Source organism: Henriciella sp., from assembly GCF_029937755.1.
Lineage (GTDB): Bacteria > Pseudomonadota > Alphaproteobacteria > Caulobacterales > Hyphomonadaceae > Henriciella.
On record NZ_JAPYPG010000001.1, the window covers coordinates 462,098 to 487,966 of the forward strand.

General features: G+C 60.6%; 29 protein-coding genes. 23 read left to right on the top strand and 6 right to left on the bottom strand.

All coding sequences use genetic code 11. The annotated features are described in order from the left end of the window. Positions 1-3: 3 nt before the first annotated feature. The 3 genes from pspB to Q1K29_RS02290 all read right to left on the bottom strand — a co-directional run bounded on the left by pspB (position 4) and on the right by Q1K29_RS02290 (position 1,270). The gene (gene pspB, locus Q1K29_RS02280; protein ID WP_300391072.1) at positions 4-261 is read right to left on the bottom strand and encodes an envelope stress response membrane protein PspB; all 258 of its coding nucleotides are present in this window, start codon (positions 259-261) and stop codon (positions 4-6) included. Positions 262-374: 113 nt separating this feature from the next. Next, the gene (gene pspA, locus Q1K29_RS02285) at positions 375-1,070 is read right to left on the bottom strand and encodes a phage shock protein PspA (RefSeq protein WP_300391074.1); all 696 of its coding nucleotides are present in this window, start codon (positions 1,068-1,070) and stop codon (positions 375-377) included. A gap of 59 nt (positions 1,071-1,129) precedes the next feature. Continuing rightward, positions 1,130-1,270 (bottom strand): hypothetical protein, encoded by a 141-nt coding sequence (locus Q1K29_RS02290; RefSeq protein WP_300391077.1) that lies wholly within the window; start codon positions 1,268-1,270, stop codon positions 1,130-1,132. Positions 1,271-1,477: 207 nt separating this feature from the next. Between Q1K29_RS02290 and pspF the strand changes: the two genes are divergently transcribed. Both pspF and Q1K29_RS02300 read left to right on the top strand, forming a co-directional pair. Continuing rightward, positions 1,478-2,533 (top strand): phage shock protein operon transcriptional activator, encoded by a 1,056-nt coding sequence (pspF, locus tag Q1K29_RS02295; protein ID WP_300391080.1) that lies wholly within the window; start codon positions 1,478-1,480, stop codon positions 2,531-2,533. Positions 2,534-2,570: 37 nt separating this feature from the next. Further along, entirely contained in the window at positions 2,571-3,380 is an 810-nt protein-coding gene (locus Q1K29_RS02300; protein WP_300391083.1) for a WecB/TagA/CpsF family glycosyltransferase, read from the top strand. On the opposite strand, the gene Q1K29_RS02305 is transcribed toward Q1K29_RS02300, so the two are convergent. Continuing rightward, the gene (locus Q1K29_RS02305; RefSeq protein ID WP_300391086.1) at positions 3,377-3,580 is read right to left on the bottom strand and encodes a zinc-finger domain-containing protein; all 204 of its coding nucleotides are present in this window, start codon (positions 3,578-3,580) and stop codon (positions 3,377-3,379) included. The two genes, Q1K29_RS02300 and Q1K29_RS02305, sit on opposite strands and share 4 nt — an antisense overlap. A gap of 111 nt (positions 3,581-3,691) precedes the next feature. Here Q1K29_RS02305 and Q1K29_RS02310 point away from each other — a divergent pair, with 111 nt between their 5' ends. Both Q1K29_RS02310 and Q1K29_RS02315 read left to right on the top strand, forming a co-directional pair. Continuing rightward, entirely contained in the window at positions 3,692-4,327 is a 636-nt protein-coding gene (locus Q1K29_RS02310) for a glutathione S-transferase family protein (protein WP_366524162.1), read from the top strand. Positions 4,328-4,378: 51 nt separating this feature from the next. Then, entirely contained in the window at positions 4,379-5,320 is a 942-nt protein-coding gene (locus tag Q1K29_RS02315) for an ABC transporter ATP-binding protein (protein WP_300391092.1), read from the top strand. Positions 5,321-5,323: 3 nt separating this feature from the next. Here Q1K29_RS02315 and Q1K29_RS02320 read toward each other — a convergent pair whose 3' ends face one another. Beyond that, positions 5,324-6,274, bottom strand: a complete 951-nt coding sequence (locus Q1K29_RS02320) for a glutathione S-transferase (protein ID WP_300391095.1) — start codon at positions 6,272-6,274, stop codon at positions 5,324-5,326. A gap of 118 nt (positions 6,275-6,392) precedes the next feature. Between Q1K29_RS02320 and Q1K29_RS02325 the strand changes: the two genes are divergently transcribed. The 3 genes from Q1K29_RS02325 to Q1K29_RS02335 are packed head-to-tail and all read left to right on the top strand — an operon-like array spanning position 6,393 to position 9,669. Further along, positions 6,393-7,961 carry a long-chain-fatty-acid--CoA ligase gene (locus Q1K29_RS02325; protein WP_300391098.1) on the top strand — a complete coding sequence of 523 codons (1,569 nt, stop codon included), beginning with the start codon at positions 6,393-6,395 and terminating at the stop codon, positions 7,959-7,961. 38 nt (positions 7,962-7,999) lie between these two features. Continuing rightward, entirely contained in the window at positions 8,000-8,926 is a 927-nt protein-coding gene (locus Q1K29_RS02330; RefSeq protein ID WP_300391101.1) for an aminotransferase class IV, read from the top strand. Further along, positions 8,923-9,669, top strand: a complete 747-nt coding sequence (locus Q1K29_RS02335) for an HAD family hydrolase (RefSeq protein WP_300391104.1) — start codon at positions 8,923-8,925, stop codon at positions 9,667-9,669. Before Q1K29_RS02330 ends, Q1K29_RS02335 begins: the two co-directional genes overlap by 4 nt. On the opposite strand, the gene Q1K29_RS02340 is transcribed toward Q1K29_RS02335, so the two are convergent. Beyond that, positions 9,666-10,139 carry an SAM-dependent methyltransferase gene (locus tag Q1K29_RS02340; RefSeq protein ID WP_300391107.1) on the bottom strand — a complete coding sequence of 158 codons (474 nt, stop codon included), beginning with the start codon at positions 10,137-10,139 and terminating at the stop codon, positions 9,666-9,668. The genes Q1K29_RS02335 and Q1K29_RS02340 overlap by 4 nt on opposite strands. A 79-nt stretch (positions 10,140-10,218) precedes the next feature. On the opposite strand from Q1K29_RS02340, the gene Q1K29_RS02345 reads away from it, so the two are divergent. The 16 genes from Q1K29_RS02345 to ybeY all read left to right on the top strand — a co-directional run bounded on the left by Q1K29_RS02345 (position 10,219) and on the right by ybeY (position 25,869). Next, positions 10,219-12,075 carry an AMP-binding protein gene (locus tag Q1K29_RS02345; protein WP_300391109.1) on the top strand — a complete coding sequence of 619 codons (1,857 nt, stop codon included), beginning with the start codon at positions 10,219-10,221 and terminating at the stop codon, positions 12,073-12,075. 70 nt (positions 12,076-12,145) lie between these two features. Beyond that, complete coding sequence (locus tag Q1K29_RS02350) at positions 12,146-13,045, top strand: hypothetical protein (protein ID WP_300391111.1); 900 nt, start codon at positions 12,146-12,148, stop codon at positions 13,043-13,045. A 62-nt stretch (positions 13,046-13,107) separates the two neighbouring features. Next, the gene (locus tag Q1K29_RS02355; protein WP_300391114.1) at positions 13,108-14,061 is read left to right on the top strand and encodes an alpha/beta hydrolase; all 954 of its coding nucleotides are present in this window, start codon (positions 13,108-13,110) and stop codon (positions 14,059-14,061) included. Between the two features lie 113 nt (positions 14,062-14,174). Continuing rightward, positions 14,175-16,433, top strand: a complete 2,259-nt coding sequence (locus tag Q1K29_RS02360; protein WP_300391117.1) for a S8 family peptidase — start codon at positions 14,175-14,177, stop codon at positions 16,431-16,433. 10 nt (positions 16,434-16,443) lie between these two features. Continuing rightward, positions 16,444-16,935, top strand: a complete 492-nt coding sequence (locus Q1K29_RS02365; protein ID WP_300391120.1) for a hypothetical protein — start codon at positions 16,444-16,446, stop codon at positions 16,933-16,935. Positions 16,936-16,942: 7 nt separating this feature from the next. Then, positions 16,943-17,620, top strand: coding sequence for a hypothetical protein (locus Q1K29_RS02370; protein WP_300391123.1), 678 nt, complete (start codon positions 16,943-16,945; stop codon positions 17,618-17,620). Beyond that, entirely contained in the window at positions 17,617-18,951 is a 1,335-nt protein-coding gene (locus tag Q1K29_RS02375) for a peptidoglycan DD-metalloendopeptidase family protein (RefSeq protein ID WP_300391125.1), read from the top strand. The genes Q1K29_RS02370 and Q1K29_RS02375 overlap by 4 nt, the downstream gene beginning before the upstream one ends. A gap of 146 nt (positions 18,952-19,097) precedes the next feature. Beyond that, positions 19,098-20,177: a hypothetical protein gene (locus Q1K29_RS02380; RefSeq protein ID WP_300391128.1), complete on the top strand. Its 1,080-nt coding sequence runs from the start codon at positions 19,098-19,100 to the stop codon at positions 20,175-20,177. A 71-nt stretch (positions 20,178-20,248) separates the two neighbouring features. Continuing rightward, the gene (locus Q1K29_RS18465; RefSeq protein ID WP_366524149.1) at positions 20,249-20,836 is read left to right on the top strand and encodes a NifU family protein; all 588 of its coding nucleotides are present in this window, start codon (positions 20,249-20,251) and stop codon (positions 20,834-20,836) included. A 23-nt stretch (positions 20,837-20,859) separates the two neighbouring features. Then, positions 20,860-21,462 carry a malonic semialdehyde reductase gene (locus Q1K29_RS02395; protein WP_300391131.1) on the top strand — a complete coding sequence of 201 codons (603 nt, stop codon included), beginning with the start codon at positions 20,860-20,862 and terminating at the stop codon, positions 21,460-21,462. A gap of 9 nt (positions 21,463-21,471) precedes the next feature. Beyond that, complete coding sequence (gene tsaB, locus Q1K29_RS02400; protein WP_300391134.1) at positions 21,472-22,122, top strand: tRNA (adenosine(37)-N6)-threonylcarbamoyltransferase complex dimerization subunit type 1 TsaB; 651 nt, start codon at positions 21,472-21,474, stop codon at positions 22,120-22,122. Continuing rightward, entirely contained in the window at positions 22,119-22,604 is a 486-nt protein-coding gene (locus Q1K29_RS02405; protein WP_300391137.1) for a GNAT family N-acetyltransferase, read from the top strand. The genes tsaB and Q1K29_RS02405 overlap by 4 nt, the downstream gene beginning before the upstream one ends. Positions 22,605-22,611: 7 nt before the next feature. After that, on the top strand, positions 22,612-23,022 hold the full coding sequence (locus Q1K29_RS02410; RefSeq protein WP_300391140.1) for a Fur family transcriptional regulator: 411 nt from the start codon (positions 22,612-22,614) through the stop codon (positions 23,020-23,022). 56 nt (positions 23,023-23,078) lie between these two features. Continuing rightward, a complete protein-coding gene (miaB, locus tag Q1K29_RS02415) occupies positions 23,079-24,452 on the top strand; it encodes a tRNA (N6-isopentenyl adenosine(37)-C2)-methylthiotransferase MiaB (RefSeq protein ID WP_300391143.1) in 1,374 nt (457 codons plus the stop codon). 2 nt (positions 24,453-24,454) lie between these two features. After that, complete coding sequence (locus Q1K29_RS02420; protein WP_300391145.1) at positions 24,455-25,414, top strand: PhoH family protein; 960 nt, start codon at positions 24,455-24,457, stop codon at positions 25,412-25,414. Further along, a complete protein-coding gene (ybeY, locus tag Q1K29_RS02425) occupies positions 25,411-25,869 on the top strand; it encodes an rRNA maturation RNase YbeY (RefSeq protein ID WP_300391147.1) in 459 nt (152 codons plus the stop codon). Before Q1K29_RS02420 ends, ybeY begins: the two co-directional genes overlap by 4 nt.

Sequence of the window (25,869 nt, forward strand, 5' to 3'; positions counted from 1 at the left end):
GTCCTATTGGTCGAAGGAGGAACGAGGCCGGCGGGGGGCCGGCATCTCGTCGTCCGGTTGAGTGTCTGTCAGCTTTTCAAGCGTCTCGATGCGGCGTTCCATTGCCTTGGCGGAGCGCCAGAGGTCTTCCAGCATCCGCTCATCGTCGGGCTCCAGGGAGTTCTGTTTCCGCCACAGGGTGATGTAGTGGAACACCATGCCCGGAAAGACGATGAAGAGGGAAACGACCGCAACGATCGCGACGATAAATTCGGGGTCCATGCCTAGCCTTCCTTCGCTTCAGCCTGGTCGTCCATTTGCTGGAGGATGAGGCCTGGCACGATGATAACAGAGAGAATGGCTGCAAGCACAATCAGGGAGGAAATCATTGTCTCTTACTCCTCGGTCTTGTCTGTTTTTGAGGACTTGGAAGAGGCCTTGGCGCGCGACTTCTTGAGCGCTTCGAGTTCCTTCTCGACCTGCTCGTCACGTTCGAGTTCGGCGAACTGGGCTTCCAGCGTCGGCTCACGGCCCTTGATCGTGTCGGCATAGGCTTCCATTTCGTCGACCTTGCGTTCCACGCTGGCATAGCGGGCGAGCGCATCGTCCACCTTGCCGTCATATGTCTGCGAGCGCATGCGGATACGTTGCTCTGCAGCTTCGCGGCGCATCATCAGCGCACGATGCTTGGCCTTCGCTTCGTCGAGCTTGGCCTGAAGCTTGGACAGGTCGTCCTGATGCTTCTCGAAGGCTTCTTCGGCCGCGACCATCGCATGCTTGCGGCGCTCGATTTCGCCCTGGGCCTTCTGTTTGGCTGACAGCGCACCGCGGGCAAGATCCTCACGGCCCTTGTCGATCGCGACTCCAGCCTTGTTGTCCCAGTCGTCGCGGACACGGCTATAGTGTTCGATCTCGCGTTCCATTTCCTTCTTGTCGGCCATGGCGCGGGCGGCAGAGGTGCGAACCTCGACCAGCGTGTCTTCCATCTCCTGGATGATCAGACGGGCAATCTTTTCTGGGTTTTCGGCGCTATCCAGCATTGCATTGATGTTGGAGTTGATGATGTCGCCGAGGCGGGAAAACAGTCCCATTTTTTTATCCTTTCAGTCTCGGTGAATAGGGGGAGGAAACGACAGCCTCTTACAGGGCCCTAGAAGAACAGACCGCCGAGGAAGACACCGGCAGCGAAGAACATCCAGCATTCGGCCGGACGCGAAGCCAGCCAGCGGCCAAAGCGGCCACCCTCATGGCGGGCTTCCTGATAGTGAGTGTCATAACGGTGGTCGGTCATTGTCTTGTCAGTCCTTCATTCGTTTCTGGCGACGCCCATCGCCTGTGCCATACCTACTTCAAGGACCGTGCCAGTTTTGGCGTAACCATTTAAAGCCCTGTTTTTATTATATTTAATTATTTTTGGCCCCGCCGAGAGAACACAGAATTCGTTTTTTTGACGAAATTATTTCGTTGTTTATGCCTTTTATTTAGCTATATTGTTCACATGATTGGCGAAACACCCCAAATCGTCGGCGAGGCGCCGGAGTGGCTCTCAGCGCTTGAGCATGTCTCACGCCTTGCCCCTCTGGACCGCCCCGCGCTGGTCATTGGGGAGCGTGGCACCGGCAAGGAGCTGATCGCCGAGCGGCTGCACTTTCTCTCACGCCGCTGGGATGGCCCCTATGTGAAGGTGAACTGTGCGGCGCTGTCGGATGATTTGCTGGATTCCGAACTTTTCGGCCATGAACGCGGGGCCTTTACCGGCGCCACGGAGCGCCGGCAGGGCCGCTTCGAACTTGCGGATACTGGCACGATCTTTCTCGACGAGATCGCGACCGCCTCCCAGCGCGTGCAGGAAAAGCTGCTTCGGGTAATTGAGTATGGCGAGTTCCAGCGCCTTGGCGGCGAAAAGGTGCTGTCCACCAATGTCCGCGTCGTCGCGGCCACCAATATAGACCTGCCATCTGCCGTGAAACGGGGCAGGTTCCGCGCCGACCTGCTCGACCGTCTGGCCTTCGATGTCATCACCCTGCCGCCGCTGCGCTACCGCCAGGGCGATGCGAGCCTGCTGGCGGATTTCTTCGCCCGGCGCATGGCCCGCGAGATGTTGGAGGATTTTCCCGGCTTCGCGCCGTCCGCCATAGCCGCCATCGAAGCTCATACCTGGCCTGGGAATGTACGCGAACTCAGGAACTTCGCGCAGCGCATCACAGCGCGCGCCCTGTCGGAGCCCAGCCCAGATCCGATCCGCTTCGACCCGGACGCCCTTGACCCCTTCGCCTCGCCCTTTCGCCCGCCACCGGACTTGAAAGATCAGCCTGAAGCCCCACCTGAACCGGCTCGCCCAACCACCCCACAACCGAAACTCGGACTGCCTTTCGAGCAGCAGACTAAACTTTTCGAAACCGCCTTGATCGATGCTGCCCTTGCGGCACATGATGGCCATCAGGGAAAAGCCGCCGAAAGTCTCGGGCTGACCTATCACCAGTTCAGAGGCCTTTTGCGGAAGCACGATTACGGGAAGAAGCCGGGCAAACCGGACGAAGCCCCACAAGCATAGCAGCTTTCTAAAGTTCCAACCTGCAAAGGAGATCACGATGCAGGCTTCCCGGACCGCTCTTCAGGCAGGGCTTGGCGCCGACCAGTGGCGCAATGATCCTACGCCGTTTCTTGGACTCCCTTTCCAGGCAATGCAGACGCGACATGCCGCTCGCCAGATCGCCGCCAATGCGCTCGATGGTGATGGCTTCTGGTATGTCGTCACCCCGAATGTCGACCACATGGTCCGCCTTTCACGGCAACCGCACCTGCGTCCGCTCTACGAAGGCGCAGGACTTATCCTGAATGACAGCCGGATCCTCGAACTGCTCGCCAGGTGGGACAAGCTCGACCTGCCGGCTTCGCCGGGGGCCGACGTGGTGCAATCGCTTTTCGCTCATGAAGTCGACCAGGAAGAACCTGTCGTCGTCATCGGCTGCACCGCAAGCGAGATCACAGCCCTGAAGGCAAAGTTCGGCCTGTCCGATGTCCGCTGGCATGATGCGCCTATGGGCCTTCGGAAAAACCCGGAAGCCATCAAGAAGGCGGCCCAGTTCATGGCTGACAACCCGGCGCGCTTCCACTTCATCTGTGTGGGTTCGCCGCAGCAGGAGATGGTGGCGATCGCCGCTGCCGAGCATGGTGGCGTCTCAGGCGTCGGCCTGTGCTGTGGAGCCAGTCTCGATTTCCTGACCGGCAAGTCCCGCCGCGCGCCGGAGTGGATGCGGCGCTCAAGACTGGAATGGCTGCACAGGCTCACGAACGAGCCGCAACGCATGGTCAAACGCTACCTGATTGATGGCCCGAAGATTTTCACCCTGTGGCGTACCGACCGGCGCCAGCGTCGGAAAGCCACTGAACAGCGCTAGTTTTGCTGCGCCTCAGGGTCGAAGCGCCCGCCGCGCAGGACGAAACGGCGGTCGCAATATCCGCACTCGACCATTTCATCATCGCCCATCTCGTACCAGACGATCGGGTGGCCAAGCGGGCCATTACCGCCGTCGCAGGCGACCCGATGTTCATCGGTAATAATTGTTTCCGGCGCTTCCGGCAGTGGCTTGGTCGACATGATGTTTCCGCTTCCCCGATGTCAGCATTGCCCGCTTCAGATGTGGCGCATAGGTAGACGGTGTCGAGCCTTTGCGTCAATCGGACAAGGCATGGCCGGGGAGAATGAATGATGAAACCGACCCTCTATCACTGCCGCAATGCGCGCTCCTTCCGCCCGCTCTGGGCGATGGAAGAGCTGGAAATGGACTATGAGTTGATCGTCCTGCCCTTCCCGCCACGCGTGAATCACAAGCCTTATCTCGATATCAATCCGCTTGGCACCATTCCCTTCTTCGACGATGGCAAGACGCAAATGACGGAATCGACCGGCATCTGCGAATATCTCGGCCACACCTATGGGCCGACAGACCTTATCGTGAAACCAGGCGAGCCGGAGTATGGCGCCTATCTCAACTGGATGTTCTTCTCCGACGCCACCCTCACCTTCCCGCAAACTCTCGTGCTGCGTTACGAGATGCTGGAACCGAAATCCCGCCGCCAGCCCCAGGTCGCCGACGATTACCGGATGTGGTTCGCAGGTCGGCTGACTCATGTCGAGCGCCGGCTGGAGCACCACAAGTGGATGGTGGACGACCGCTTCACCATGGCTGACATCGCGATCGGCTATGCAATCCTCCTCGCCTCGGTCCTGCCGCCGCTTGAGAATTGCATCACGCCGACCTGCAAGGCCTACCTTGACCGGCTGCGGAAGCGTCCGGCCTTTATTCGCGCGCAAAACATGCAAAAAGAAACACCGATGGTTTAGCTCCGGCCTCCGGCGCCCTATATGACGCGCTGACGTGATTACGGAGGCTCCATGTCCGCACCCGACTATGCCATCGAGGCCGAAGCGCTGGAAAAAGTCTACGCCGCCTCGGGTAAGATGCCCGAAAAGCGCGCGCTGAAATCCATCGACCTGAAGATTCCGCGCGGACAGATCTTCGGTCTCCTGGGCCCGAACGGCGCCGGTAAGTCGACTTTCATCAATATTCTCGCCGGTCTCGTCACGAAGACGGGCGGCAAGGCGCGTATCTGGGGCATGGACATCGACCAGCATCCACGCGCCAGCCGCGCGGCGATCGGTGTGGTGAACCAGGAGATCACCATGGACCCGTTCTTCACCCCGGAAGAGGCTCTGGAGCTTCAGGCCGGTTTCTACGGCGTCCCCAAAGACAAGCGGCGCACCAGCGAAATCCTTGATGCCGTCGGACTGCTAGATAAGCGCGATGCATACGTTCGCCAGCTTTCCGGCGGGATGAAGCGCCGGCTGATGGTCGCCAAGGCGCTCGTCCACAATCCGCCCGTTCTGATCCTCGACGAGCCGACGGCCGGTGTCGATGTCGAACTGCGCCGCTCGCTCTGGCAATATGTTCGCCGCCTGCACGAGGCCGGCACGACCATCATCCTGACGACACACTATCTCGAAGAAGCCGAAGAGCTCTGTGACCAGATCGCCATCGTGAACCATGGTGAGATCATCGCCTGCGAACCAACCAGTCAGCTCCTGAAACGCCTCGATCAGCGTATCCTGCGTGTCACACCGCGTGACCCCCTGGACGCTGTGCCGGAAAGCCTCAACAATCTCGACGCGGTGCTTCTCACCTCCGGAGATCTCGAAATCGCCTATCGCAACAACGAGACGGGGATAGGACGGATCTTGGAGCAGGTGCGCGAAGCGGGCATTGGCGTTGCCGATCTGTCGACCGACCAGCCAAACCTCGAAGACGTGTTCGTTGCGATGACGACGGAAGCCGCCTAAGCGCTATCCGACCCGGCGCACCATAAATCCGGTGCGTGGAAAGTGAATATTGATCGTTTCGGCCTGCTCGTCATGGCGGTGCAGGATGATACGTTCAGGCGTTGCGATCACGATCTCGCCTTCGACCCAGTCGCGGCCATAATCGTCCGGCGCAACGGCGACATGCTCGCCGGGCACGAATTCCTGAAGCTCGCCTTCGGTCTTCGCCGCCTTGAGGCGTGGGGCAGCGTTGCAGGCAATCTCAATTGCCTGCTCGCCGGTGATCGTTTCCGGTGTCTGACCTTCGATCTCCTTCATGCGCTCATACCAGTCCTTGGCGCGCGGGGCTGTCTTGAAACAGGTTTCGAGGAAGTCCGGCACATTCTGCTCCATGAACCACGGATTCATGAAGACATGGACGTCGACGAGGCCAGGTTTCATGCCGATAATCCACTGACCACCGCCAGCACCCTGCCCGCCTTCCAGACGCTCCTCGATCCAGTGAAGCTGGGCGCGCCACTGATCGCGCAGCATAGGCGCGAGCGCCGCCATGGCTTTGGTATCGAACGGGCGTCCGGACATCTCTTCACGGTCCTTCTTGAACTCTTCCGGCACATGGTCACCGAGCGCACCGAAGATGATGCCGACACTCGTCTGGAACCATTTTCCATCCGTCCAGGAACCGATCATGCTGGAAAGGCCCTCATGGCCGGGCAGCTCGATCTGCGGCATCGGGAAGCGTTCTTCGAGAACGCGCAGTATCATCGCGGTGTCGCAATAGATGTCAGCGCCGATCTGCATGACGGGCGTCTTCCGGTAACCGCCCGTCAGAGGCATCAGGAGGGGCTTCGGCATGATGTTGGGAATATCGACCGAACACCAGCCAAGGTTCTTCATGCGGAGCGCGAGACGGATTTTCTCGGAATAGGGGGAACGGTCGTAGTGGTGCAGAATAATAGATTGTTGACCGGCCATGTCTTGCTCAAACCCCTTGTCTGTTGTGCCCTGTCAAATCCGAGGGCTTGCCCTCGACATTGAAAACCCCTTCATGCGGTAAACAATATACAGAGAAGCACAAGAGGAAGCCCAGATCATGCTTGATCCCGTAGCCATGCCGCACCTTGCCGACATTCCGCGTGTTCAGGCAGGCCGCATTCCTGAAAAAGCTGCCTTCTGGTTCGAAGGTGAAACGACAACTTTCGAGCAGCTGGAAACGCGCGCCAACCAGATCGCCAACGGTCTGGTTGCTCTAGGCGTGAAGCCGGGCGATCGCGTCGCCTATCTCGGCAAGAACATGGCGGTCTATTACGAGATGCTTTTTGGTTGCGCGAAAGCCCGCGCGGCAATGACCGGCATCAACAACCGCCTCGCTCCACCGGAAATGCAGTTCATCCTGTCCGACAGTCAGGCAAAGGTCCTGTTCGTATCGGCGGATTTTTACGACGCCGCACAGAAGATCGCAGGCGAATGCCCAGAACTGAAGCAAATCATCGCTATTGATGGCGGCCGCGACGACTGGCCGGCCTTCTCCGGCTGGCGCGACAGTCAGGTTGAAGATGCTCCGGGCATCGTACCACTGGACGATGATGACGTCATCCAGCTCTACACGTCCGGCACGACGGGGCTGCCCAAAGGGGTCATGCTCACGAATGCAAACTACCGGTCAGTCTTTCAGGAGGCCTCGAAACTCGACTGGTCGGCCTATGACGAGGGCGACGTGGTGATGAACGCCATGCCGCTCTTCCATGTGGCGGGCTGCAATATCGGGGTGCTCGCAACCGCTCAGGGGGCCAAGACGGTCGTCGTGCGCGAGATCGACCCCAAGGTCATTCTCGACCTTGTCGAGGAGCACAAGGTCAACCACACCTTCTGGGTGCCGGCGGTGATCCTCATGCTGTCGCAGATGCCAGGCGTCGATGAGCGTGACTTCTCATCGCTGAAGACGATTTCCTACGGCGCCTCACCGATTGCGGAGGATCTGCTGAAGCGTGCAGTGGACCTGTTCGGCGCGAAATTCACACAGCTTTACGGCCTGACCGAAACAGTTGGGCTCGGTACCTACCTCCCGCCCGAAGCCCACGATCCCTCTTGGGGCAAACTTCGGTCCTGCGGCGTGCCGTATCCGAGTTCCGTCGTCCGCGTTGTGGATGGCGACGACAATCCCCTGCCGACCGGCGAAGTGGGCGAGATTGTCATCAAGGGCGACTATGTCATGAAAGGCTATTGGCACCGCGAGGAGGCCACTGAGGAAGCCCTGGAAGGCGGCTTCTTCCATACAGGCGACGCTGGCTATTTCGACGAGGACGGCTTCCTCTACATCCATGACCGCATCAAGGACATGATCGTCTCCGGCGGGGAAAACGTCTATCCGGCAGAGGTCGAGAATGCCGTCTTTGGCCATCCGGATGTTGCCGATGTAGCCGTGATCGGCATCCCGAGCGAGAAGTGGGGCGAAGAAGTCAAGGCCATCGTCGTCCTGAAGGAGGGGGCAGAAGCAAATCCCGAGGACATCATCGCCTGGACGAAGGAAAAGATCGCTGGCTACAAATGCCCGAAATCAGTCGACGTGGTCGAAGCCCTGCCGCGTAACCCGTCGGGCAAGATCCTGCGCAAGGATCTACGCGAGCCCTACTGGGATGGCGTTGAACGCCGAGTGGGGTAGTTAGAGGCAGCCGCGCTCGTCAGCAGAAGGGACATGGCATGGAAGACGAACCGCACGGCGTGCACGATTTTGTCTATGATCCCCGCAATGCGGATGTCCTGATTTCCGTCAATGGCGAGCTGAAGCACCGCGATGAAGCGACAGTCTCTGTCTTCGACAGCGGCTACCTGCTTGGCGATGGCGTCTGGGAGGGGCTGCGCGTCAAGGATGGCGGGGTGGCCTTCCTCGATGAGCACCTGACCCGACTCTATGCCGGGGCCAAAACGATCGACATGGATATCGGCCTGACAAAAGCTGAGCTGACAACGCGCCTGTTCGATTGCCTGAAGGCGCAGCACATGACCGATGGCGTCCACATCCGTCTGATGGTCACGCGCGGCATCAAGAAGACACCCTATCAGGGCCCGCGCTTCACTATCACAAAACCGACCGTGGTGATCATTCCGGAATACAAGGCGCCGTTGCCAGAGGTGATCGAGAAGGGTCTCTCACTCTTCACCGTGCATGTGCGCCGCACCGGACCGGCAGAGCAGGACCAGAAGCTCAATTCCCATTCCAAGTTCAACTGCATCCTCGCCTGCATACAGGCCGACAAGGCCGGGGCCGATGAAGGGCTGATGCTGGATGCGGACGGCTTTGTCGCGACCTGCAACTCCACCCATTTCTTCATTGTCCGGGACGGCGAGGTGTGGACCTCGCCGCCCGATTATTGCCTTGGCGGGATCACGCGCGGCAACATCATCCGCGTCTGCCGCGACGCCGGTATTCCGGTGCATGAGAAGCGGTTTTCGCTGTTTGATGTCTATTCGGCGGACGAGGCCTTTGTGACAGGCACCTTCGCTGGCGTGACGCCAGTGCGCGAAGTGGACGGTCGGGCCATCGAACAGGTCGGCGGCCCGATGGCGAAGCGTATTACCGGCCTCTACCAGGACCTTGTTGCCCGCAGCCTGACACCAATCACATGAGTGAGCCGGTCCGCATCGCCATGTGGTCAGGCCCGCGCAACCTTTCGACAACGATGATGCGGAGCTTCGGCGCGCGGCCTGATACCGCCTGCGTGGACGAACCGTTCTACGCCGCCTACCTCATCTCGACCGGCACGGTCCATCCGATGCAGGAAGACATTCTGGCCGCCCAGCCGCATAGCGGGGTGGATGTGGTTCACCAGCTGACGAAGGCACCGGTGCCCGGCGGCAAACGGGTCTTCTACCAGAAACACATGACCCACCACATGGCGCCGGCCATTCCTCGCAGCTGGATGGGTCAGGTCACTAACGCCTTCCTGATCCGAGATCCGGCGCGCGTACTCGCCTCCTACGCCCGCAAGATGGAGGAGGTCAGCCTCGAGGCGATCGGAGTTCAACAACAAGCGGAGCTGTTCGACCGAGTCTGCCAGATAAGGGGCGAGGCGCCGCCCGTTATTGATTCAGATGACATTCTTGCCGACCCTCCCGGTATGCTGCGTGCGCTCTGCGCCGCGCTCGGCATTGCCTACACCGATGCCATGCTGTCCTGGCAGGCTGGCCCCAAACAGGAGGATGGGGTCTGGGCGCCGCACTGGTATGACGCGGTATGGCAATCGACAGGCTTCGGTGAGCCTCGCCCGGCCCCGCTCGGCCTGCCGTCGGACCTGATGGCGCTTGCGGACGAGGCGCGAGACAGCCATGAGGCGATTGCAGCCCACCGGCTCACGCCCCTGACCGCCTAGACCCAGTAGCCGCGCATCAGCTCCTTTGACCAGTCCGGTTCTTTCAATTCGCCACGTGGCATGAAGCCCTCCATGACAGGCTTGATGTCCAGCACCGGGGTGCCGTCGATTGCGTCGAGGCCCTCAAGATAGATGTGCAAACCCTCAACTCTCAAGATGCGGCAAATCGTGTGACCAAGCCGGTTAGGCCGGTTCTTGCCGCGCTGCGCGAAGATGCCGATTTGCGGCCAATCCTTGTTACCGCGCGGATGACGGGCGCCACGCTCGATCTCCTCTTCCGGCACCCGGTCGAACAGGAAGATCACCGAGGCGTGGGAGAAACCGTCCAGGCCATACAGGGCCTCGGGGCCGAACTGCTCGGCGTCAATTTCGATATGAGCCGCGATGGCATCCCAGCCGTCATCAATGGGTTCATGGCGGTCTGACCTAACAGTTCCGACAGGTTGTAGCGTGAAGTTACGCGAAGGCATGATCATGTCTCACTTGGCAGGAATAGCCTCACGTATAGACTGCCGGGCAACAAGAACAAATCTTCAAGGGAGAGACATGATGGCTGACGGACAGGCGCTTCCGCCGTTCCGCCCCCTGCCGCAGCAAGAGCCGGACATTGAGATGGTCCGCAAGCCTGACGGCACAATCTATCTGACACCTCGCCAGACACCCGGCGATCGGCCGAAAACCATTCCGCATTGCCTGGACGAACGCGCCGCAGAGCATCCTGACCGGCCCTGGCTGAAGCAGCGCGACCCGGAGACAGATGAGTGGCACGTTCTGACCTATGGCGAAGGTAAGAAGAAGACTGACGCACTTGCGCAGGCGTTTCTGGACATGGGCGCAGGCCCGGATGCCCCCGTCATGATCCTGTCTGGCAACACGATCGAAAGCGCGCTGGTTATCCTCGCCGCGCAAAAGATCGGGGCCCCTGCCGCTCCCATTTCGGTGCCCTATTCCACCATGTCGACCGATTTCGGGAAGCTGAAGCACTGCTTCGATTCCGTGAAACCCAAAGCGATCTTCGTCCAGGACGTCGCGCCCTTCAAACCGGCGCTAGATGCACTTGGCGATCACGGCTGCACCGTGTTCGCGAAAGACGGGGCTACCAATGAGATCCGCGCCTTCGACGAACTGGCGGGGACAGAGCCGACGCAGGATGTCGCTGATGCGATGGACAAACTCGATGATACCAGCGTCGCGAAGTACCTCTTCACCTCAGGCTCGACCGGCATGCCAAAGCCAGTGCCAACGACACAGGGCGCAATGTGCTCGATGATCGCCGGGCAGGAAGGCCTGCGGGATGATGCGCGCGATCCGGATTATGATCCCGATGAGGTGGCAGACGTTCTCGACTGGCTGCCCTGGAACCACATTTCCGGCTCTAATGTGAATTTCAACGGTGCGCTCTGGAGTGGCGCAACCTTCTGGATCGATGGCGGCAAGCCGACCCCGCAACTGTTTGGCGAGACCATCCGCAATATCCGGGAAGTCAGCCCATCAACCTTTGGCACCGCGCCAATTGCCCTGTCCATGCTGGCCGAGGCGATGGAGCATGATGACGAGCTGCTTGAGGCCTTTTTCAAGAACATGCGCTCCATCGGCTATGGCGGTGCCACGCTTTCGGATGACCTCTATGACCGGCTGCAGGCCCTCGCTATCAAGGCGACCGGAAAGCGTATCCCCATCATCACCATGTATGGTGCGACAGAAACCCAGGGCATTACTGTCGTGCACTGGGTGGTCGACCGCGTTGGCCTGATCGGTCTGCCACTGCCGGGTATGACACTGAAACTCGTGCCGAATGGCGCGAAACTCGAGGTCCGCGTGAAAGGTCCGAGCGTCATGGACGGCTATCATGAGATGCCGGAGAAGAATGCCGAGGCCTTTGACGAAGAAGGCTATTACAAACTCGGCGATGCGGCGATCATGGTCGATGAGGACAATCCCAACAAGGGCATCATCTTCGACGGCCGCGTCGGTGAGGATTTCAAGCTCTCGACCGGCACCTGGGTCAGCGTCGGCACGCTGCGGCCAGACCTTGTCGCAGCCTGTTCGCCCCTCGTCTTCGACGCGGTGCTGACCGGCCAGGACAAGGATTTCGCGGGTGCGATGTTCTGGCCCTCGCAGGCAACCTTTGAAGCCTATGTAAAGGAAGCAGGCGGCGACATGCAGAAAGCCTTCATTCGGCTGAACAAGGAGCTCACCGAGAAGGTTGCCGCCTTCAATGCGAAAGAGAAGGGCTCCTCGCGCCGGATCAAGCGTTTCCTTGTGATGACCGAACCGCCATCCATCGATGCTGGCGAGATCACCGACAAGGGATATGTGAACCAGCGCGCGGTGACGGACCGCCGGGCTGATCTGGTCAAGAGCCTGTACACCGATCCGCCAGGTCCTGGGGTGATTGCACCCTGATAACGGGTTTGCAGGGAATTCTGCGTCAGATTAACCAGAGACTGGCGCAGAATTCCGGAGCAGGCGAGATATGTTCGACGCGCGCGACCGCCAAAACACAGCAGGCAGTCTGGGGTTTGGCCTGGCTGTCACGGGGCTCGTCGCTGGCCTGTTCTTTACCATACTTCAATTCCCGTCGCTGACCGGGGCGGGCAAGTTCCCGGTAAAAGGATCGGCGGAGACCGAGGCCGTCTCCTCCGGCGTGATCAAGGCAACCTTCAGCGATGAAGCAACGCTCGATTACACCGAAAAGCTGCGTCGCACTTTTCCTTCCGCGGCCAGCGACCTAGAGCGCGAAATCCAGCGAGCAGTCGATCGCGGCGCTAACGAGGTCGAACTCGGACTGATTGTCTTGCAGGCAGGCACGCCCGAAATCGCGTCCAGCCTCGACCGCCTGTCAAAAGCCGATGTCGATTACCCCAACAGGATAATCGATCTGACATCCAGTCAGTTAAACGCCCTCAACCGTTCCGGTGCGCCTTACTGCATGGGCGACGATCTGATGATGTTTGCGGGTCTATCGCAGCAGGAACTCTACCGCGCGGTTTTCGACCGTGTCGGTCACGGCGCCGGACTTTACGAGTATGCCCTGGCGATCAATGGCATTCTCCTCGACGCCATCCACGACGCTCGCCTCCATCCTGTCCTGCACAGTCGCCTTGGCGCGCCAGACCAAGGAGCCTTGAAGCAGCTCGGCTTCGCGCTCATGACAAACCCGCAGCTCGTCCAGCTGCTCACCACAGAGGGCAAGAGCCGAAGCGAAATGGATGCTGTGCTGGCCGAGACCAACTTCTGCGAACTTGGCACGAAACTCATCAGCCAGCTCGACACGCTGCCAGACACCACGAAGGGCCGCCTCTGGGGCGAAGCTCTGCGCCAGATCGAAAGCGGCCGCTGGCGCTATACACTTTACCGCTACACCGGCTACTGATCGCCGCATTTTTGCCGATCATGCACCTTACCTCTCAGGCTTACGAGTTGTAGGATGCACCAATGGCGATCGACGAGACGATCAAGACGTTCATGGACCGGTTCAAGCTACCGGACTTCTCAGGACTCGACTGGAAACAGTCGACTGATCGCCTGCGCCAGAGCTTCTACCGCGCCAGCCGGTCTGTGGAGCGCGATGCGCCGGAGCTTGCAGAAGTTTCGACACTCGCCGTTGATGGGGCCGAAGGCGCTCTGAAGGGCCGCCTTTACACACCCCTCGGGGCTGGCATCGGTCCGGGGCCCGGCATCATCTTTTTCCATGGCGGCGGTTTTGTGCTTGGCGACCTCGACAGCCATGACATGATCTGCCGCCGCCTGGCCGCAGCCTCTCGGTGCCGGGTTCTGTCTGTCGATTACCGGCTTGCCCCGGAGCACCCGTTCCCTGCCGCCCATGACGACGCGGTCGCCGTATGGGAATGGGCCACCCAGCGCACCGACCTGCTGAACATGGATCCGGACCGGCTGTGCGTCGCAGGCGACAGCGCCGGCGGCAACCTGTCGGCCTTTCTGGCCCAGGAAATGAACCGCACAAACGGGCCTCCACCGGCCTTCCAGTTGCTACTCTATCCACTCGTTCAGTTCATCGATATTCGTTCGAAGAAGTCGACCTTCCAGGAAGGTTTCTTCATCTCGCAGAACCTGTTCGACTATTTCCGGGACGCCTACATCCACCACCAGACCGACCGCATGGATCCGCGGGTCTCGCCGTTGTTTGCATCAGATGCCGATTTTCGCGGGCTTGCGCCAACCCACCTCGTGCTCTGCGGGTGGGATCCGCTCAAGGATGAAGGGCGGGCCTACGCCGCCAAACTTGCCGCGCATGGTGTGCCAGTAACGATTCGCGAGCACCCGGGAATGGTGCATGGCTTCATGAACCTGACTGCCGTGTCCATGCCTGCGCGCGATGCCATCCGGGAAGCCGGTGAGGTTGTCGGGGCTGCACTGGGCTCGACCTGACCGCCAGGGTTGCAATTGCCTGAATTGGCCGGGGCAGGCCTCGCCATCACGGTTAACATGTGATTATCATACCGGCCTGCGGGGTGGGCCTGAGTGACGGGGATAGCTTGATCATGACATTCCGGAAGAAACTGGCTGCTGCTCTGGCGGGCCTTGGGCTTTGCGCCGGGTTGGCTGCCTGTGACCGTACCGACGAACGTGTTGACCGGCTGGAGGATATCGGTCGCGGCGTAATGGACCAGCTAGGCGGCGGAGACGGCACTGGCGGCGGCGCCAATCGTATGGAGTCGGCGCCCGTGACTGCCCGTGCGCTCGCTGGCAAGATCATGGAAAGCTCACCTATTCAGGCCGGCCCTTCCGCACAGCAGAAATTCGTCGTCGGCTCCATCGTCGCAAAGCCACGCAGCCTGCCCGAACCGGCTTCACCGGTGCGCAGCATGGATGCGCCGACCATGGCCGATTATGATGCCTATGTAGCTGGTGAAGATTCCGATGCGCTTATCGTCGTGCCATCTGACGATGAAATGGAAGCGCTTGAAGAGACCGAGGCCGGAACACGAACAGTCGAGGAAGCGCCGCAACGGCTGCAGCAAGCCATGCGCAGCCGCCGCACGATCACTATCGACCCGAAGTCACGCGACTTGTCGCAGTCTGGAAGCATGGTGGCGCGTGAAGTGCTCAAGGACAGCCGTCCCGCCCTGAAATCTGCTCCGCAACGCACCCTGTCATTGCCAGAGACCATGGAAAGGGCGGCGCCAGCACCTGCACCTCCCGAGATGGTGGAGCTTCAGGCCCCCCTCCCGGCCAAATCTGCCGAGCGTCGGCTGATGATGCGTCAGGATGCGATGAGCGCACAGGTGAATGCCGAAAGCCGGATGATCGAGACAGCACAGCGATATGGCCTGGCGGCCAACATCCAGCGCTCGCGATCGGGTCAGATGGTCATCGAGATCGGGTCACGCGCCACGAAGCCCACGCGCTATGAAGGCGACGGGGCTGCTGAGGGTGTACCGTGGATCGTCTCTGACGATGATCGTGAGTGCCCGGAAAACCCAACTGAGGCCCAGCTTCAGGCTGACCCACAGCTGGCGACCGTCTGCGTAATTCAGGAACTGAAAAACAGCGGTGACTTCGAATATGTCGAGAAGGACTGGGTGTATCACCACCAGTTTGTTCGCCGGCCAAAGAATGAGGGCCCGGTCACGGCCTCCTCAATCACGCCGAATGATCCGCTATGGCAATTGCAGTGGAATTTCCTCGGACAGGGCTCCGGGGAGGGCAAGGCGCCTGGTGGGGCCGGCTTTGTCGATTTCTGGACCAGTCAGGCCACGCAGGGATCTGATGAAGTCGTCGTCGCGGTTGTCGATACAGGCCTCGAAATGAGCCATCCCGACATCAAGGATTCGCCCAATCTCGCGCCTGGCTGGGACATGGTAACCGATATTGGCATGGCCAATGATGGTGACAGCCGCGATTCCGATCCGAATGATCCGGGCGATGAATGCCCGGAGGATTTTGTCTTCGAGAACACCTATCACGGCACCCACGTCGCCGGTACGGTCGGCGCGAGCGTGACCAACAATGCCAATGGCGTGGCCGGCGGCGCCTGGAATGTAAAGATCGTTCCAGTCCGCGCGCTCGGCAAATGCGGTGGACGGCTATCGGACATCAATGACGCGATCCGCTGGGCTGGTGGCCTGATCCCGGAATATGACGAACTCGGGAATGAGATCTGGAACGACAATCCGGCTGACATCATCAACCTGTCGATAGGGATTTTCCGCTTCTGCCCCGCCTCCATGCAGGACGCCATTGATGAGGTGGTCGAGCGCGGCGTGGTCGTGGTCGCCGCTGCAGGCAATGACAAGGTTTCCACCCAGTTCTATGCGCCGGGCGGATGCAACAATGTACTATCGGTCGCCGCCGGCGATGCGCGCGGCATCATGGCGCCCTATTCCAATTATGGCGCGGAGGTGGATCTGATGGCGCCAGGCGGAGACCTGACACGCGATGACAATGGCGATGGCCGCCCCGATGGCATCCTGTCCACGAAGACAGCGCATGACTGCATCGACCCGGTTACAAATGAGAGCATTGAGGATTGCTTTTATGCATATGAACAAGGCACCAGCATGGCAGCGCCGCATGTCTCAGCCGCGCTGGCGCTGATCAAGAGCAAGCGCCCGGAGCTGCAGGGGACATCGCTGTCAGACGTCCTGCTCGCTGCTCTCACGCCGCGCAGCCAAGAACAATGTTCAGGCCCATGCGTTCAGTATCCAGGCGCCGAGCCCGTCGAGGGGTCACCCGACCTTTGCAAACGGCCCTGCGGCAGCGGCCTTCTGAACCTTTCAAACATCAACCTGGACGACTGAGACAAGAGCCTTGAGCGAACGCAACTCCACCTCCACCAAGTCCCAATTGGGCATCGCGGCCATCGGCGTGTCGCTGTGCGCAGCCTGTGGTGTTGCATGGCTCGGTGGTGGTGGTGACAGCACCTCGCCTTCAATGTCCTTTGCGCCAACGCAATCAACGGCCACATCGTCAGATGATGGCAAGGTCACGGCCCAGTCGGCAGGCGGCTACTCCGCCCAATATGCGATTATCGTGAAGTTCGAAAACGAGCCGGTAACGCAGGAAATCGGCAAGACCTTTCGCAAGGATCCCGAGGGAACCCGCCAGCGCTTCCGCGAATGGGCCGCTGACAAGCCGGCCCTCCAGGGCCTGTCGCTTGAGCGGGCGAGCTATTCCGGCGAACTGGTACTGACCGGATCGGGGGCACGCAGCGTCGACGACGTCATCCGTGGTATTCTGGCGATGGACAATGTCGCGTATGCTGAGCCAGACTATATCGCGGAACCAAGTAAGGAAGGCTAGGAACGCCATGGTCGAACGGGTGGGAATGGTGCTGACGGCGGGAGTTTGCCTGATATTGGGCGCCTGCGATTTCACGAATGGCGCAGCCGACAAGCCGCCTGCGGATACAGAAACCGGGCTGGCCGACACCAGCAATAGCGGCAATGATGCGACAATCGACATCCAACCCGAACCGGAAGATGTCGATGTGGCCGAAACCGGGACAGCCAAGGTCGCATCCACAAAGAAGAGCGATATCGACTGGGATACAGCCCGTCGTGACCTTGCGTCTTCCAACGAACGCGACACCACTTTTAATATCCAGAGTGGCAGTTCCGCGCCTCCGGTGCCGGTCCTTCTGCCAACAGGCCCGGTCCGCCCGGCAAGCGCAGACGGACCACAACCTCAATTTCGGCCGGTCCCGGATGGCTATTTTGCCGTGTTTCCTGGCGACAGATACAATCTTATCGTGAACGGCACGAACGAAGTGACCGATGTGCCCGGCGGATCCGCTGGCGAGGGCGGGTCCGAAGACATGAGATATGTGGAGACATCCACCGGCGCGATGGTTTCCTTTTCACGGTATGGCGCTGATTATATGGTCGAGTTTGAATGTCTGGGCTCGGGGGCAGAGGGCGGCAGCTGCATCACGGAAGATGAAGCCATGTCCGTTGCGGAAGAAATCGTGATCTCGGGGACTCAATGATGTCAAAACTCTGGTGGGGACTTGTTCTCGCGCTGACCCTCATCGCGCTGGCGGCCTGCGATGCCATTCGCTATCCCAATGATGGCCGTGGACGGGAGTACCAACCCGAAACGCCACCCGGCGCACCAGGCCCTGCCCCGCCCAGCGAACCCGTGACAGACCCCTATGGGGACAGCGACGCTGACGAGCCGGAGACACCCTCCCCGGAGGCATCCGACCCCGATGAGGAAATCGAGACACCGACGCCACCCTCCGAGACGGAGAGCGACCTCGACACAGCTGAGCCAGTCGATCCCAGCGATGACACGGATGATGTGGACGCTAACCCTGAAAACACGGACGCAGTCGAACCGGAAACGCCCGATTCGGACGTGCCGGAGCTGGACACGACCGAGCCCGACAGCCCCGACACTGAGGGGAGGGCCGAGGACGATACCGAAACATCGCCCGAAACCGACGGTCCCGTCGATACCGAAACACCGGAGGAGAACGGTACAACGGACGTGGCCGACAATACCGGCACCGACGTCACAGAGCCCGAAACGCCCGAAGAACCAGAGCCAGCCGTGGTTTTCTCCTTCGTAGAGCCCGGCCAGCTTGTCTCCGGGTCCGGCACCGGGACCTCGGATCCCGAAACCATTTTCTCCCCGGACATGCGCTTCCCGATCAAGTCGGCGCCAGCCTTCCTCCAGTCGCAGGTCTGGGGCTTTGGCGGCGGCATCAAGGGCGGTGATCAGTGTGATGCGCGCAATTACGAATATCCTTGGCGCGACAATTTCTGCGAAACGCGGTCTTCCACCCGCAACTCGCCCTATTGCCCGGTCAGCCGCATCCACCAGGGCCAGGACATTCGTGTTGGCACCGCTCAGGGCTGCAATGACCTGCGCCGCACGGCATCGGCCGAACGCGCCCTTTACGAAGTGGTTGCGGTGGAAGACGGCATCATCCAGTCGATCGGCACCTATACGGTGACGCAGCGCTCCGGTCCGCGCGTTTACAAATACATGCACATGAACATGCGCGCCCTGCAGGTTTCCGCGGGGGACACGGTCACCAAGGGGCAAAAACTCGGCTATGTCTCGAACGATTTCGGAGGGACGCCGACGACCTTCCACCTTCACTTCGAGATGCTTCAGAATACCGCCGACAGTGGCTGGGTGCATGTGCCGCCCTACACGTCGCTCGTTTCTGCCTATGAGCGCCGCGAAAGCGGAATTGGCGAGAAGATCACTGCAAATATCGGGGTCGCTTCAGCGCCGCCGCCGGCGGAGATTCCTGCGGATCAGGCGATCGATGAGAGCTTCGTCGTCATCGACGAGTCCATGGAATAGACACCGCTACCGTAAACTGGCGCATGGTTTGCGTTCAGCTGTATCTTTGTCTGAAGTTTAATGCGTTAAGCGCTTGATAAGATGTTGCCCTGCGGCAACACTTTCTGACGAGCGCGGGGGCGCCGAACACGATAGAGATACTGCCGATGAGCAATGTTGAAAAACTGCCCGTCCAGCCGCGCCGCGAAGGTACGGCCGTGACGCTTATCGGTACAGACCTTCCTGCGCCCTATCTCGACGAAGCAGAACCTTCTCCCCTGATGCACACCGCCTCACTCTGGTGGCGGCGCATTATCCGGACACTGCAAATCCTCGCCGTGCTGGTTCTTGTGGGCTTCTATCCGGCGCTGATCATGGCTTCGCATGACGTCAATGATTCCCCGGTTATCCTGTCAGCAGAATCGCCTTGGGCCTCGCCCGAAACAGGTGTCATCGTCACGATGATCGGGCGCGAACTGGAAGGTCCCGGCTGGGCCGCCGACCGTCCGGGCTGGCACCCGCAGGCCCGACTGACTGGCCTGCCCGCCTGGCAGAATGCACTGTCGACCTCGCTCAGCCAGTATGCGCGTCTGATGGCCGGCAAGTCCGAGACGCCGGATGGCAATCCCGACCCCGATCTTTCTGCCGCCGCCCGCCTGCTGATGCCTGAGCAGGGCCTCGATCAGACCCCGCGCCTCACAGCCGCCGCAGAAGCGCTGGCACGCTATGAGGGGCGCCTTGAGCGTGACCTCGCCAGCAAGCCGGCTGGCGTTTCGGATGTTGTTGACGAACTCGCTCTTTTTGCAGGTTGGGCTGACGACTCTTATCAGCGCCTCAGCCAACGTATCGGCACGCGCGAAGGCTGGCCGGCCTCCAGGGAAGACATCCAGGTCTTCTTCGAAGCCCGCGCCCGGGCGCAGATTGCAAGCCAGCTTCTGACCGCCAGCCTCGTCTCCGAGCCTGACATTGCAGTGCGCAGCTCCGTGGAAAGCCGGCTCGACAAGATTGAGGCCAGCTGGCGGCGGGCCGCCGAACTGGACCCAATCTTTGTCTCTAGCCAGGCCGGCGATGCCCGCCTGATGGCCGACCACCTCGCCATGATGGCCTACTATCTGCGTCAGGCCAGCGATGCGACCCGCGGTCTTGGTTCGGCCCTCATTGCCGAAGAGCAGGCCCGTGCTGCGGCGGCCGAGGCGGCCAAAACCGAAGACGGCGCCGAAAGCAGCGAAGACGCGACTGACTCCTGAACGGATGCCTGCTTGAAAGGCAGGCTCCGACCGTCCATTTGAGAGGCGAGCCAGACAGAGCAGGCACGCCCATGTTTATCCAGACCGAACCGACCCCGAATCCGGACACGATCAAGTTTCTCCCGGGAGAAACGGTGGCCGGGTCCACCGGACCTTTTGATTTTGCCAGCGAGGCCGAAGCCGGAATGAGCCCGCTCGCCCAGGCCATCTTCCAGGTCGATGGCGTCACCCGCGTATTCCTTGGCGCTGATTTTCTTTCGGTTTCCAAAACCGAAAATGCAGACTGGAAACATGTCCGCCCGATGGTGCTGGCGGCGATCATGGACCACTATGTTGCTGGGTTGCCCGTGATCGGTGACGGCGCATCTGCAAGCCAGAACGATGAAGGTGCGACGACTGCGGCCGATTATGAAGGCGAGACCGCCGAAATCGTTGAGGAAATCCTGGAACTCATCGAAACGCGCGTGCGTCCTGCCGTTGCGCAGGATGGCGGCGACATCACTTTCCAGCGTTATGATGCCGACTCTGGTATCGTCCATCTGGCAATGCGCGGCGCCTGTGCTGGCTGCCCGTCTTCGACGATGACGCTGAAACAAGGTATTGAGAATATGTTGAAGGCCTATGTTCCGGAGGTGAATGCTGTAGAAGCAGCCCTTTAGGCCAAACCAACCGGAGGTAAGGAATGTCCGACCCAGTCAATGATTACGCGCTTGATCTCATCTGGCGCAAAGGCAGGAGCTATAATGGCTGGCTCGACAAACCCGTCCCGGAGACGATGATCCGGGCGGTCTACGACCTTACAAAAATGGGGCCGACCAGTGCAAATTGCTGTCCGGCCCGGTTCGTCTTCATTCACACGGATGAAGCCAAGCAGCGGCTCAAGCCTCACCTGATGGAAGGCAATGTCGAGAAGTGCATGACTGCCCCGTGGGTCTGTATTATCGCCAACGACCTGATGTTCCACGAGAAGATCCCGCAACTTTTCCCGCACAATCCCGGCGCAAAGGAGTGGTTTTCCGAGCCACACGCACGCCAGGAACATGCCGAGCGGAACGGGTCGCTTCAGGGGGCTTATCTGATGATGGCAGCCCGCGCTCTGGGCCTCGATTGCGGACCGATGTCCGGCTTCAACCAGGACGGTGTGGACTACGAGTTCTTCGCCGAGAAGGAAGGAACCCATCACTGGCGCTCAAACTTCCTCTGTGCGATCGGCCATGGCGATGACAGCACGATCTTCGATCGCAGCCCACGCCTAGCGTTTAACGAAGCCTGTCAGATTCTCTGATCGCATCACATGCTGGTCCTTTCGATAGATACCTCAGGGCCAGCCTGTGATGTGGCCGTTCTCGAGAACGGCACCCTCCTCGCAGAGGCGAAGGAGACGATGGCTCGTGGCCAGGATGCCCGGCTACCGGGCCTCATCGATGAAACGGTCCATTCAGCGGAACGGAGCCTTGCCGATCTGGATCGCCTCGCTGTCGTAATAGGGCCTGGTAGTTTTACCGGGGTGCGTGTGGGCATTTCGTTCGCTCGCGGCCTGGCCCTGGCGCTGAAGTGTCCCTGCATTGGGGTTACGAGCCTTGAAGCTGCGCTGCCTGCCGGCCAGCAAGGCTCTGCCATTATGCTTCTGCCCGCCAAACGGCGCCCGCCGGAAATCAGTTATTGGGCGCAGCGCTTCCGGTCCGGGCGGGCGGTCACCACCCCCGAGGAAGTCGGGCTGGATGAGCTAGTCGCCGAGCTGAAGGCACACCCTCACTTTGTTTACGGCACAGGCCTTGAGGCGCTGGCTGCAGCCTTGCCCCAGCTCACACTGCATGAGGCAGCCCCGACAGCGGCCCGGACCGGTGCTTTCGCAAGCGACATCGACACAGAGACTGCCGCACCGCCAAGCCCGGTGTATGTCCGGGCCCCAGACGCGGCATTACCTAGCGGCAAGCGCCCGTGACCCAGCCCCTGAGGCTGCTGACGCGAGAGGATGCGGCTGCTGCGCATGCCCTGCATGCGCTCTGCTTCCCACCTGATGAGGTCTGGAGTGCCTGGGCCTTTCAGGACACATTTGCGCTGACCACTACACTCGGCGTGGGCGCCGAGGATGAGAATGGCCGCCTGACAGGCATGATCATCGTTCAGAAGACGCCGCCTGACGCTGACATTCTCACCATGTGCGTTGCCCCAGACAAGCGCCGCCATGGACTTGCTGCACACTTGCTCAGCGGTCTGGTGACCCTGCTCGGCCCCTATGGCATGGCCAGGCTCTGCCTTGATGTCGCCGCCGACAATACTGCAGCGATAAAGTTTTATGAAAGCAGTGGCTTCCTCAAAGATGGGCGACGGAAGAACTATTATCTCCGCGCAGGCGGCGCACGTGTGGATGCCATCCTCATGTCACGCGCTATCGCTGGACATACAGGTGAATCGGAGGCATGAAACAACCATGGATCGCCTAGAGAAGCTTTGCGCCGAAAAAGGCCTGAGAATGACGGAGCAGCGCCGTATCATTGCGCGTGTGCTTTCCACGTCTGATGACCATCCGGATGCGGAAGAACTGCACCGGCGGGCCAATGAGCTCGACAACTCCATCTCGCTGGCGACGGTCTACCGCACGGTGAAGCTCTTCGAAGAGAGCGGCATCATCGAACGCCACGAATTCCGCGACGGGCGTGCGCGCTTCGAGGAAGTGCCGGAAGAGCACCATGATCACCTGATTGATGTGCGCAATGGCGACGTCGTCGAATTCCAGTCCGAGGAAATCGAGAAGCTGCAGGTCGAGATTGCCGAACGGCTTGGCTACAAACTTGTCGACCACCGCCTCGAGCTTTACGGCGTTCCGCTGAAGAAGGACTAGGTGAGACTAACACCTGAGTCTGGCCCCGACGTCGCTTTTGAGTCATAAGCGCGCGCATGACCACCCAGACTTCGCAATCCGAGCCGAAGCGTCTTTTCATCAAGACGTATGGCTGCCAGATGAATGTGTATGACAGTGAGCGTATGCGCGACGTGCTGCGCCCGCTCGGCTATCAGCCCGTCGACACGGCGGACAATGCCGATCTCGTCGTGCTGAACACCTGCCATATCCGCGAGAAGGCGACCGAAAAGGTCTATTCCGAGCTTGGCCAGATCAAGAAGATGAAAGAGGCCGCCGGTGGCAAGATGACAATCGCCGTGGCCGGCTGCGTCGCGCAGGCTGAAGGCGCAGAAATCATGCGCCGCCAGCCGGCCGTGGACCTGGTGCTTGGCCCGCAGGCCTATCACAAGCTGCCGGAAATGGTTGCCCGCGCCAGCCGCGCGACAGGAGAACGGCTGGAGACCGAGTTCGAGACGCTGGAAAAGTTCGACGCCTTGCCCAAGGCCCGCGAGGCCGACGGACCGAGCGCTTTCCTCTCTGTGCAGGAAGGCTGTGACAAGTTCTGCACCTTCTGCGTCGTGCCCTATACGCGTGGCGCAGAGCTGTCGCGCCCGGTCGACGACATCACCATCGAGGCACGCAGCCTTGCCGCCCAAGGCGTGCGCGACATCTCGCTGCTCGGCCAGAACGTGAATGCCTGGCACGGCGCCGGCCCGAAGCTGGACGGCGACGGCGAGTGGGGGCTTGGCCAGCTGGCCCGTCACCTCGCCAAGATCGGCGGGATCGACCGTATCCGCTATACGACCAGCCATCCGCGCGACATGGATGACGACCTGATCGCTGCGCATGCCGAAGTGCCGGAGCTGATGCCCTTCCTGCACTTGCCTGTGCAGTCCGGATCCGACCGTATCCTCAAGGCGATGAATCGCGGCCACACGGCAGACCACTATCTCGATATCATGCGCAAGATGCGCGAGGCGCGCCCCGACATGGCGCTCGCCTCCGACTTCATCGTCGGCTTTCCGGGCGAGAGCGACCAGGACTTCGAGGACACGATGGACCTGGTCCGCGAGGTCGGCTATGCCATTGCCTATTCATTCAAGTACTCGCCGCGCCCCGGCACGCCGGCTGCCGACATGTTCGGCCATGTGCCGGAAGAGGTGAAGAATGAGCGCCTGCAACGCCTGCAGGCCCTCCTACGCGAGCAACAGGGCGAATTTAACGCCTCCAAGATCGGCCAGACCATCCCGGTCCTCGTCACCGGCAAAGGCCGCAACCAAGGCCAGATGCATGGCCGCAGCCCGTGGATGCAGGCGGTTCACTTCGATGCACCGGGCCACCTGATCGGACAGATCGTCGACGTGAAGGTCGTCGGCGCAACGCTGAATTCGCTCGCCGGGGAATATTCGGCTGCGGTGGAGGCTGCCTGACCTTGAAAGGCACGATCACCCGCCTCTACACGCCCGACAATCCGTCCCAGCTCCAGGCCATTTGCGGTCCGCAACATCGCAATCTGATGAAGCTGGAAATGGCGCTGATCGATGGCAAGCTGGAAGCCGAAAGCCAGGGCGGCAGCATCAGACTGTCCGGTTCCCCTGATGCCGTTGCCTCTGCCGAGGCCACCCTGGCAGCGTTCGAGCGTATGCTGAAAACAAATCCCTCAGCCGGGGAAGACGTCTTCGAGGGCGCGATCGACCAGGCCCGCGCGCCGGCAGAGAGCTATGGCTCTCTATCGGGCTTGCGCGTGCCGGTCATGCCGCAGACCAAGACACAGGCACGCTACATCGACCTGCTGACCCGTCCGGGCACAGACCTCACCTTCGGCGTCGGTCCGGCCGGCACGGGCAAGACCTTCCTCGCCGTGGCCGCCGGGGCCGCTGAGCTACGCAAGAAAACCAAGGAACGGCTGATCATCACCCGCCCGGCTGTCGAGGCTGGCGAAAATCTCGGTTTCCTGCCGGGCGATCTTGAAGAAAAGGTCGAGCCCTACCTGCGTCCGATCTGGGACGCGCTCAACGAAGTGCTCGGTCCGGATCAGGTTGACCGGATGCGTGAGAAGAAGATCATTGAGGTGGCGCCACTTGCCTTCATGCGCGGGCGCACGCTGAAAAATGCCTTCGTCATCATGGACGAGGCCCAGAACGCCACAGTCGGCCAGACCAAGATGGTCCTGACACGCCTTGGCCGCGACTCGCGCATGGTGGTCACCGGGGATCCCGGCCAGGTCGATCTGCCACCGAAGACGCCGTCGGGGCTTGCTCACGCACTGAAGATCCTTTCCGGCGTCGAAGGTGTCGGCGTCGTCGAATTTTCCGCCAGCGATGTTCGCCGTCACGCTCTCGTCTCACGGATCATTCGCGCCTATGACAAGGATGCCGAAGCAGACCGATGAGCGTCACCCTCGACCTGCGCGTAGAAGCGGACGAATGGACAGCGCACCTGCCCGGCCTTACCGAAACATGCGAACACGCCTTGTCGGCCGCCTTTGCCCTGACATCAGAGGCTGGCGAGGTGGCTCTCCTGCTGACAGATGATACCGAGATGCACGCCCTCAACCGCGACTGGCGAAACAAGGACAAACCCACCGATGTCCTGTCCTTTCCGGCTGACCCAATCGAGGCGCCGTTCCTTGGCGATATCGCAATCGGCCTGGGGGTTGCCAGCCGCGACGCCGAGACTCGCGGCATCACGCTTGCCGATCATCTCAGTCATCTCATCATTCACGGTTATCTCCACCTGCTCGGCCATGACCACATGGAAGACACAGAGGCACGGCAAATGGAGACCTTGGAGATACGCGCGCTTGCCACGCTCGGTATCGCTGATCCATACTCGGCCCAATCCTGA

Bases quoted from the DNA above. Each gene is read 5' to 3' on its own strand.
- pspB (WP_300391072.1), bottom strand. From the start codon at position 261: ATGGACCCCGAATTTATCGTCGCGATCGTTGCGGTCGTTTCCCTCTTC.
- pspA (WP_300391074.1), bottom strand. From the start codon at position 1,070: ATGGGACTGTTTTCCCGCCTCGGCGACATCATCAACTCCAACATCAAT.
- Q1K29_RS02290 (WP_300391077.1), bottom strand. From the start codon at position 1,270: ATGACCGACCACCGTTATGACACTCACTATCAGGAAGCCCGCCATGAG.
- pspF (WP_300391080.1), top strand. From the start codon at position 1,478: ATGATTGGCGAAACACCCCAAATCGTCGGCGAGGCGCCGGAGTGGCTC.
- Q1K29_RS02300 (WP_300391083.1), top strand. From the start codon at position 2,571: ATGCAGGCTTCCCGGACCGCTCTTCAGGCAGGGCTTGGCGCCGACCAG.
- Q1K29_RS02305 (WP_300391086.1), bottom strand. From the start codon at position 3,580: ATGTCGACCAAGCCACTGCCGGAAGCGCCGGAAACAATTATTACCGAT.
- Q1K29_RS02310 (WP_366524162.1), top strand. From the start codon at position 3,692: ATGAAACCGACCCTCTATCACTGCCGCAATGCGCGCTCCTTCCGCCCG.
- Q1K29_RS02315 (WP_300391092.1), top strand. From the start codon at position 4,379: ATGTCCGCACCCGACTATGCCATCGAGGCCGAAGCGCTGGAAAAAGTC.
- Q1K29_RS02320 (WP_300391095.1), bottom strand. From the start codon at position 6,274: ATGGCCGGTCAACAATCTATTATTCTGCACCACTACGACCGTTCCCCC.
- Q1K29_RS02325 (WP_300391098.1), top strand. From the start codon at position 6,393: ATGCTTGATCCCGTAGCCATGCCGCACCTTGCCGACATTCCGCGTGTT.
- Q1K29_RS02330 (WP_300391101.1), top strand. From the start codon at position 8,000: ATGGAAGACGAACCGCACGGCGTGCACGATTTTGTCTATGATCCCCGC.
- Q1K29_RS02335 (WP_300391104.1), top strand. From the start codon at position 8,923: ATGAGTGAGCCGGTCCGCATCGCCATGTGGTCAGGCCCGCGCAACCTT.
- Q1K29_RS02340 (WP_300391107.1), bottom strand. From the start codon at position 10,139: ATGCCTTCGCGTAACTTCACGCTACAACCTGTCGGAACTGTTAGGTCA.
- Q1K29_RS02345 (WP_300391109.1), top strand. From the start codon at position 10,219: ATGGCTGACGGACAGGCGCTTCCGCCGTTCCGCCCCCTGCCGCAGCAA.
- Q1K29_RS02350 (WP_300391111.1), top strand. From the start codon at position 12,146: ATGTTCGACGCGCGCGACCGCCAAAACACAGCAGGCAGTCTGGGGTTT.
- Q1K29_RS02355 (WP_300391114.1), top strand. From the start codon at position 13,108: ATGGCGATCGACGAGACGATCAAGACGTTCATGGACCGGTTCAAGCTA.
- Q1K29_RS02360 (WP_300391117.1), top strand. From the start codon at position 14,175: ATGACATTCCGGAAGAAACTGGCTGCTGCTCTGGCGGGCCTTGGGCTT.
- Q1K29_RS02370 (WP_300391123.1), top strand. From the start codon at position 16,943: ATGGTCGAACGGGTGGGAATGGTGCTGACGGCGGGAGTTTGCCTGATA.
- Q1K29_RS02375 (WP_300391125.1), top strand. From the start codon at position 17,617: ATGATGTCAAAACTCTGGTGGGGACTTGTTCTCGCGCTGACCCTCATC.
- Q1K29_RS02380 (WP_300391128.1), top strand. From the start codon at position 19,098: ATGAGCAATGTTGAAAAACTGCCCGTCCAGCCGCGCCGCGAAGGTACG.
- Q1K29_RS18465 (WP_366524149.1), top strand. From the start codon at position 20,249: ATGTTTATCCAGACCGAACCGACCCCGAATCCGGACACGATCAAGTTT.
- Q1K29_RS02395 (WP_300391131.1), top strand. From the start codon at position 20,860: ATGTCCGACCCAGTCAATGATTACGCGCTTGATCTCATCTGGCGCAAA.
- tsaB (WP_300391134.1), top strand. From the start codon at position 21,472: ATGCTGGTCCTTTCGATAGATACCTCAGGGCCAGCCTGTGATGTGGCC.
- Q1K29_RS02410 (WP_300391140.1), top strand. From the start codon at position 22,612: ATGGATCGCCTAGAGAAGCTTTGCGCCGAAAAAGGCCTGAGAATGACG.
- miaB (WP_300391143.1), top strand. From the start codon at position 23,079: ATGACCACCCAGACTTCGCAATCCGAGCCGAAGCGTCTTTTCATCAAG.
- ybeY (WP_300391147.1), top strand. From the start codon at position 25,411: ATGAGCGTCACCCTCGACCTGCGCGTAGAAGCGGACGAATGGACAGCG.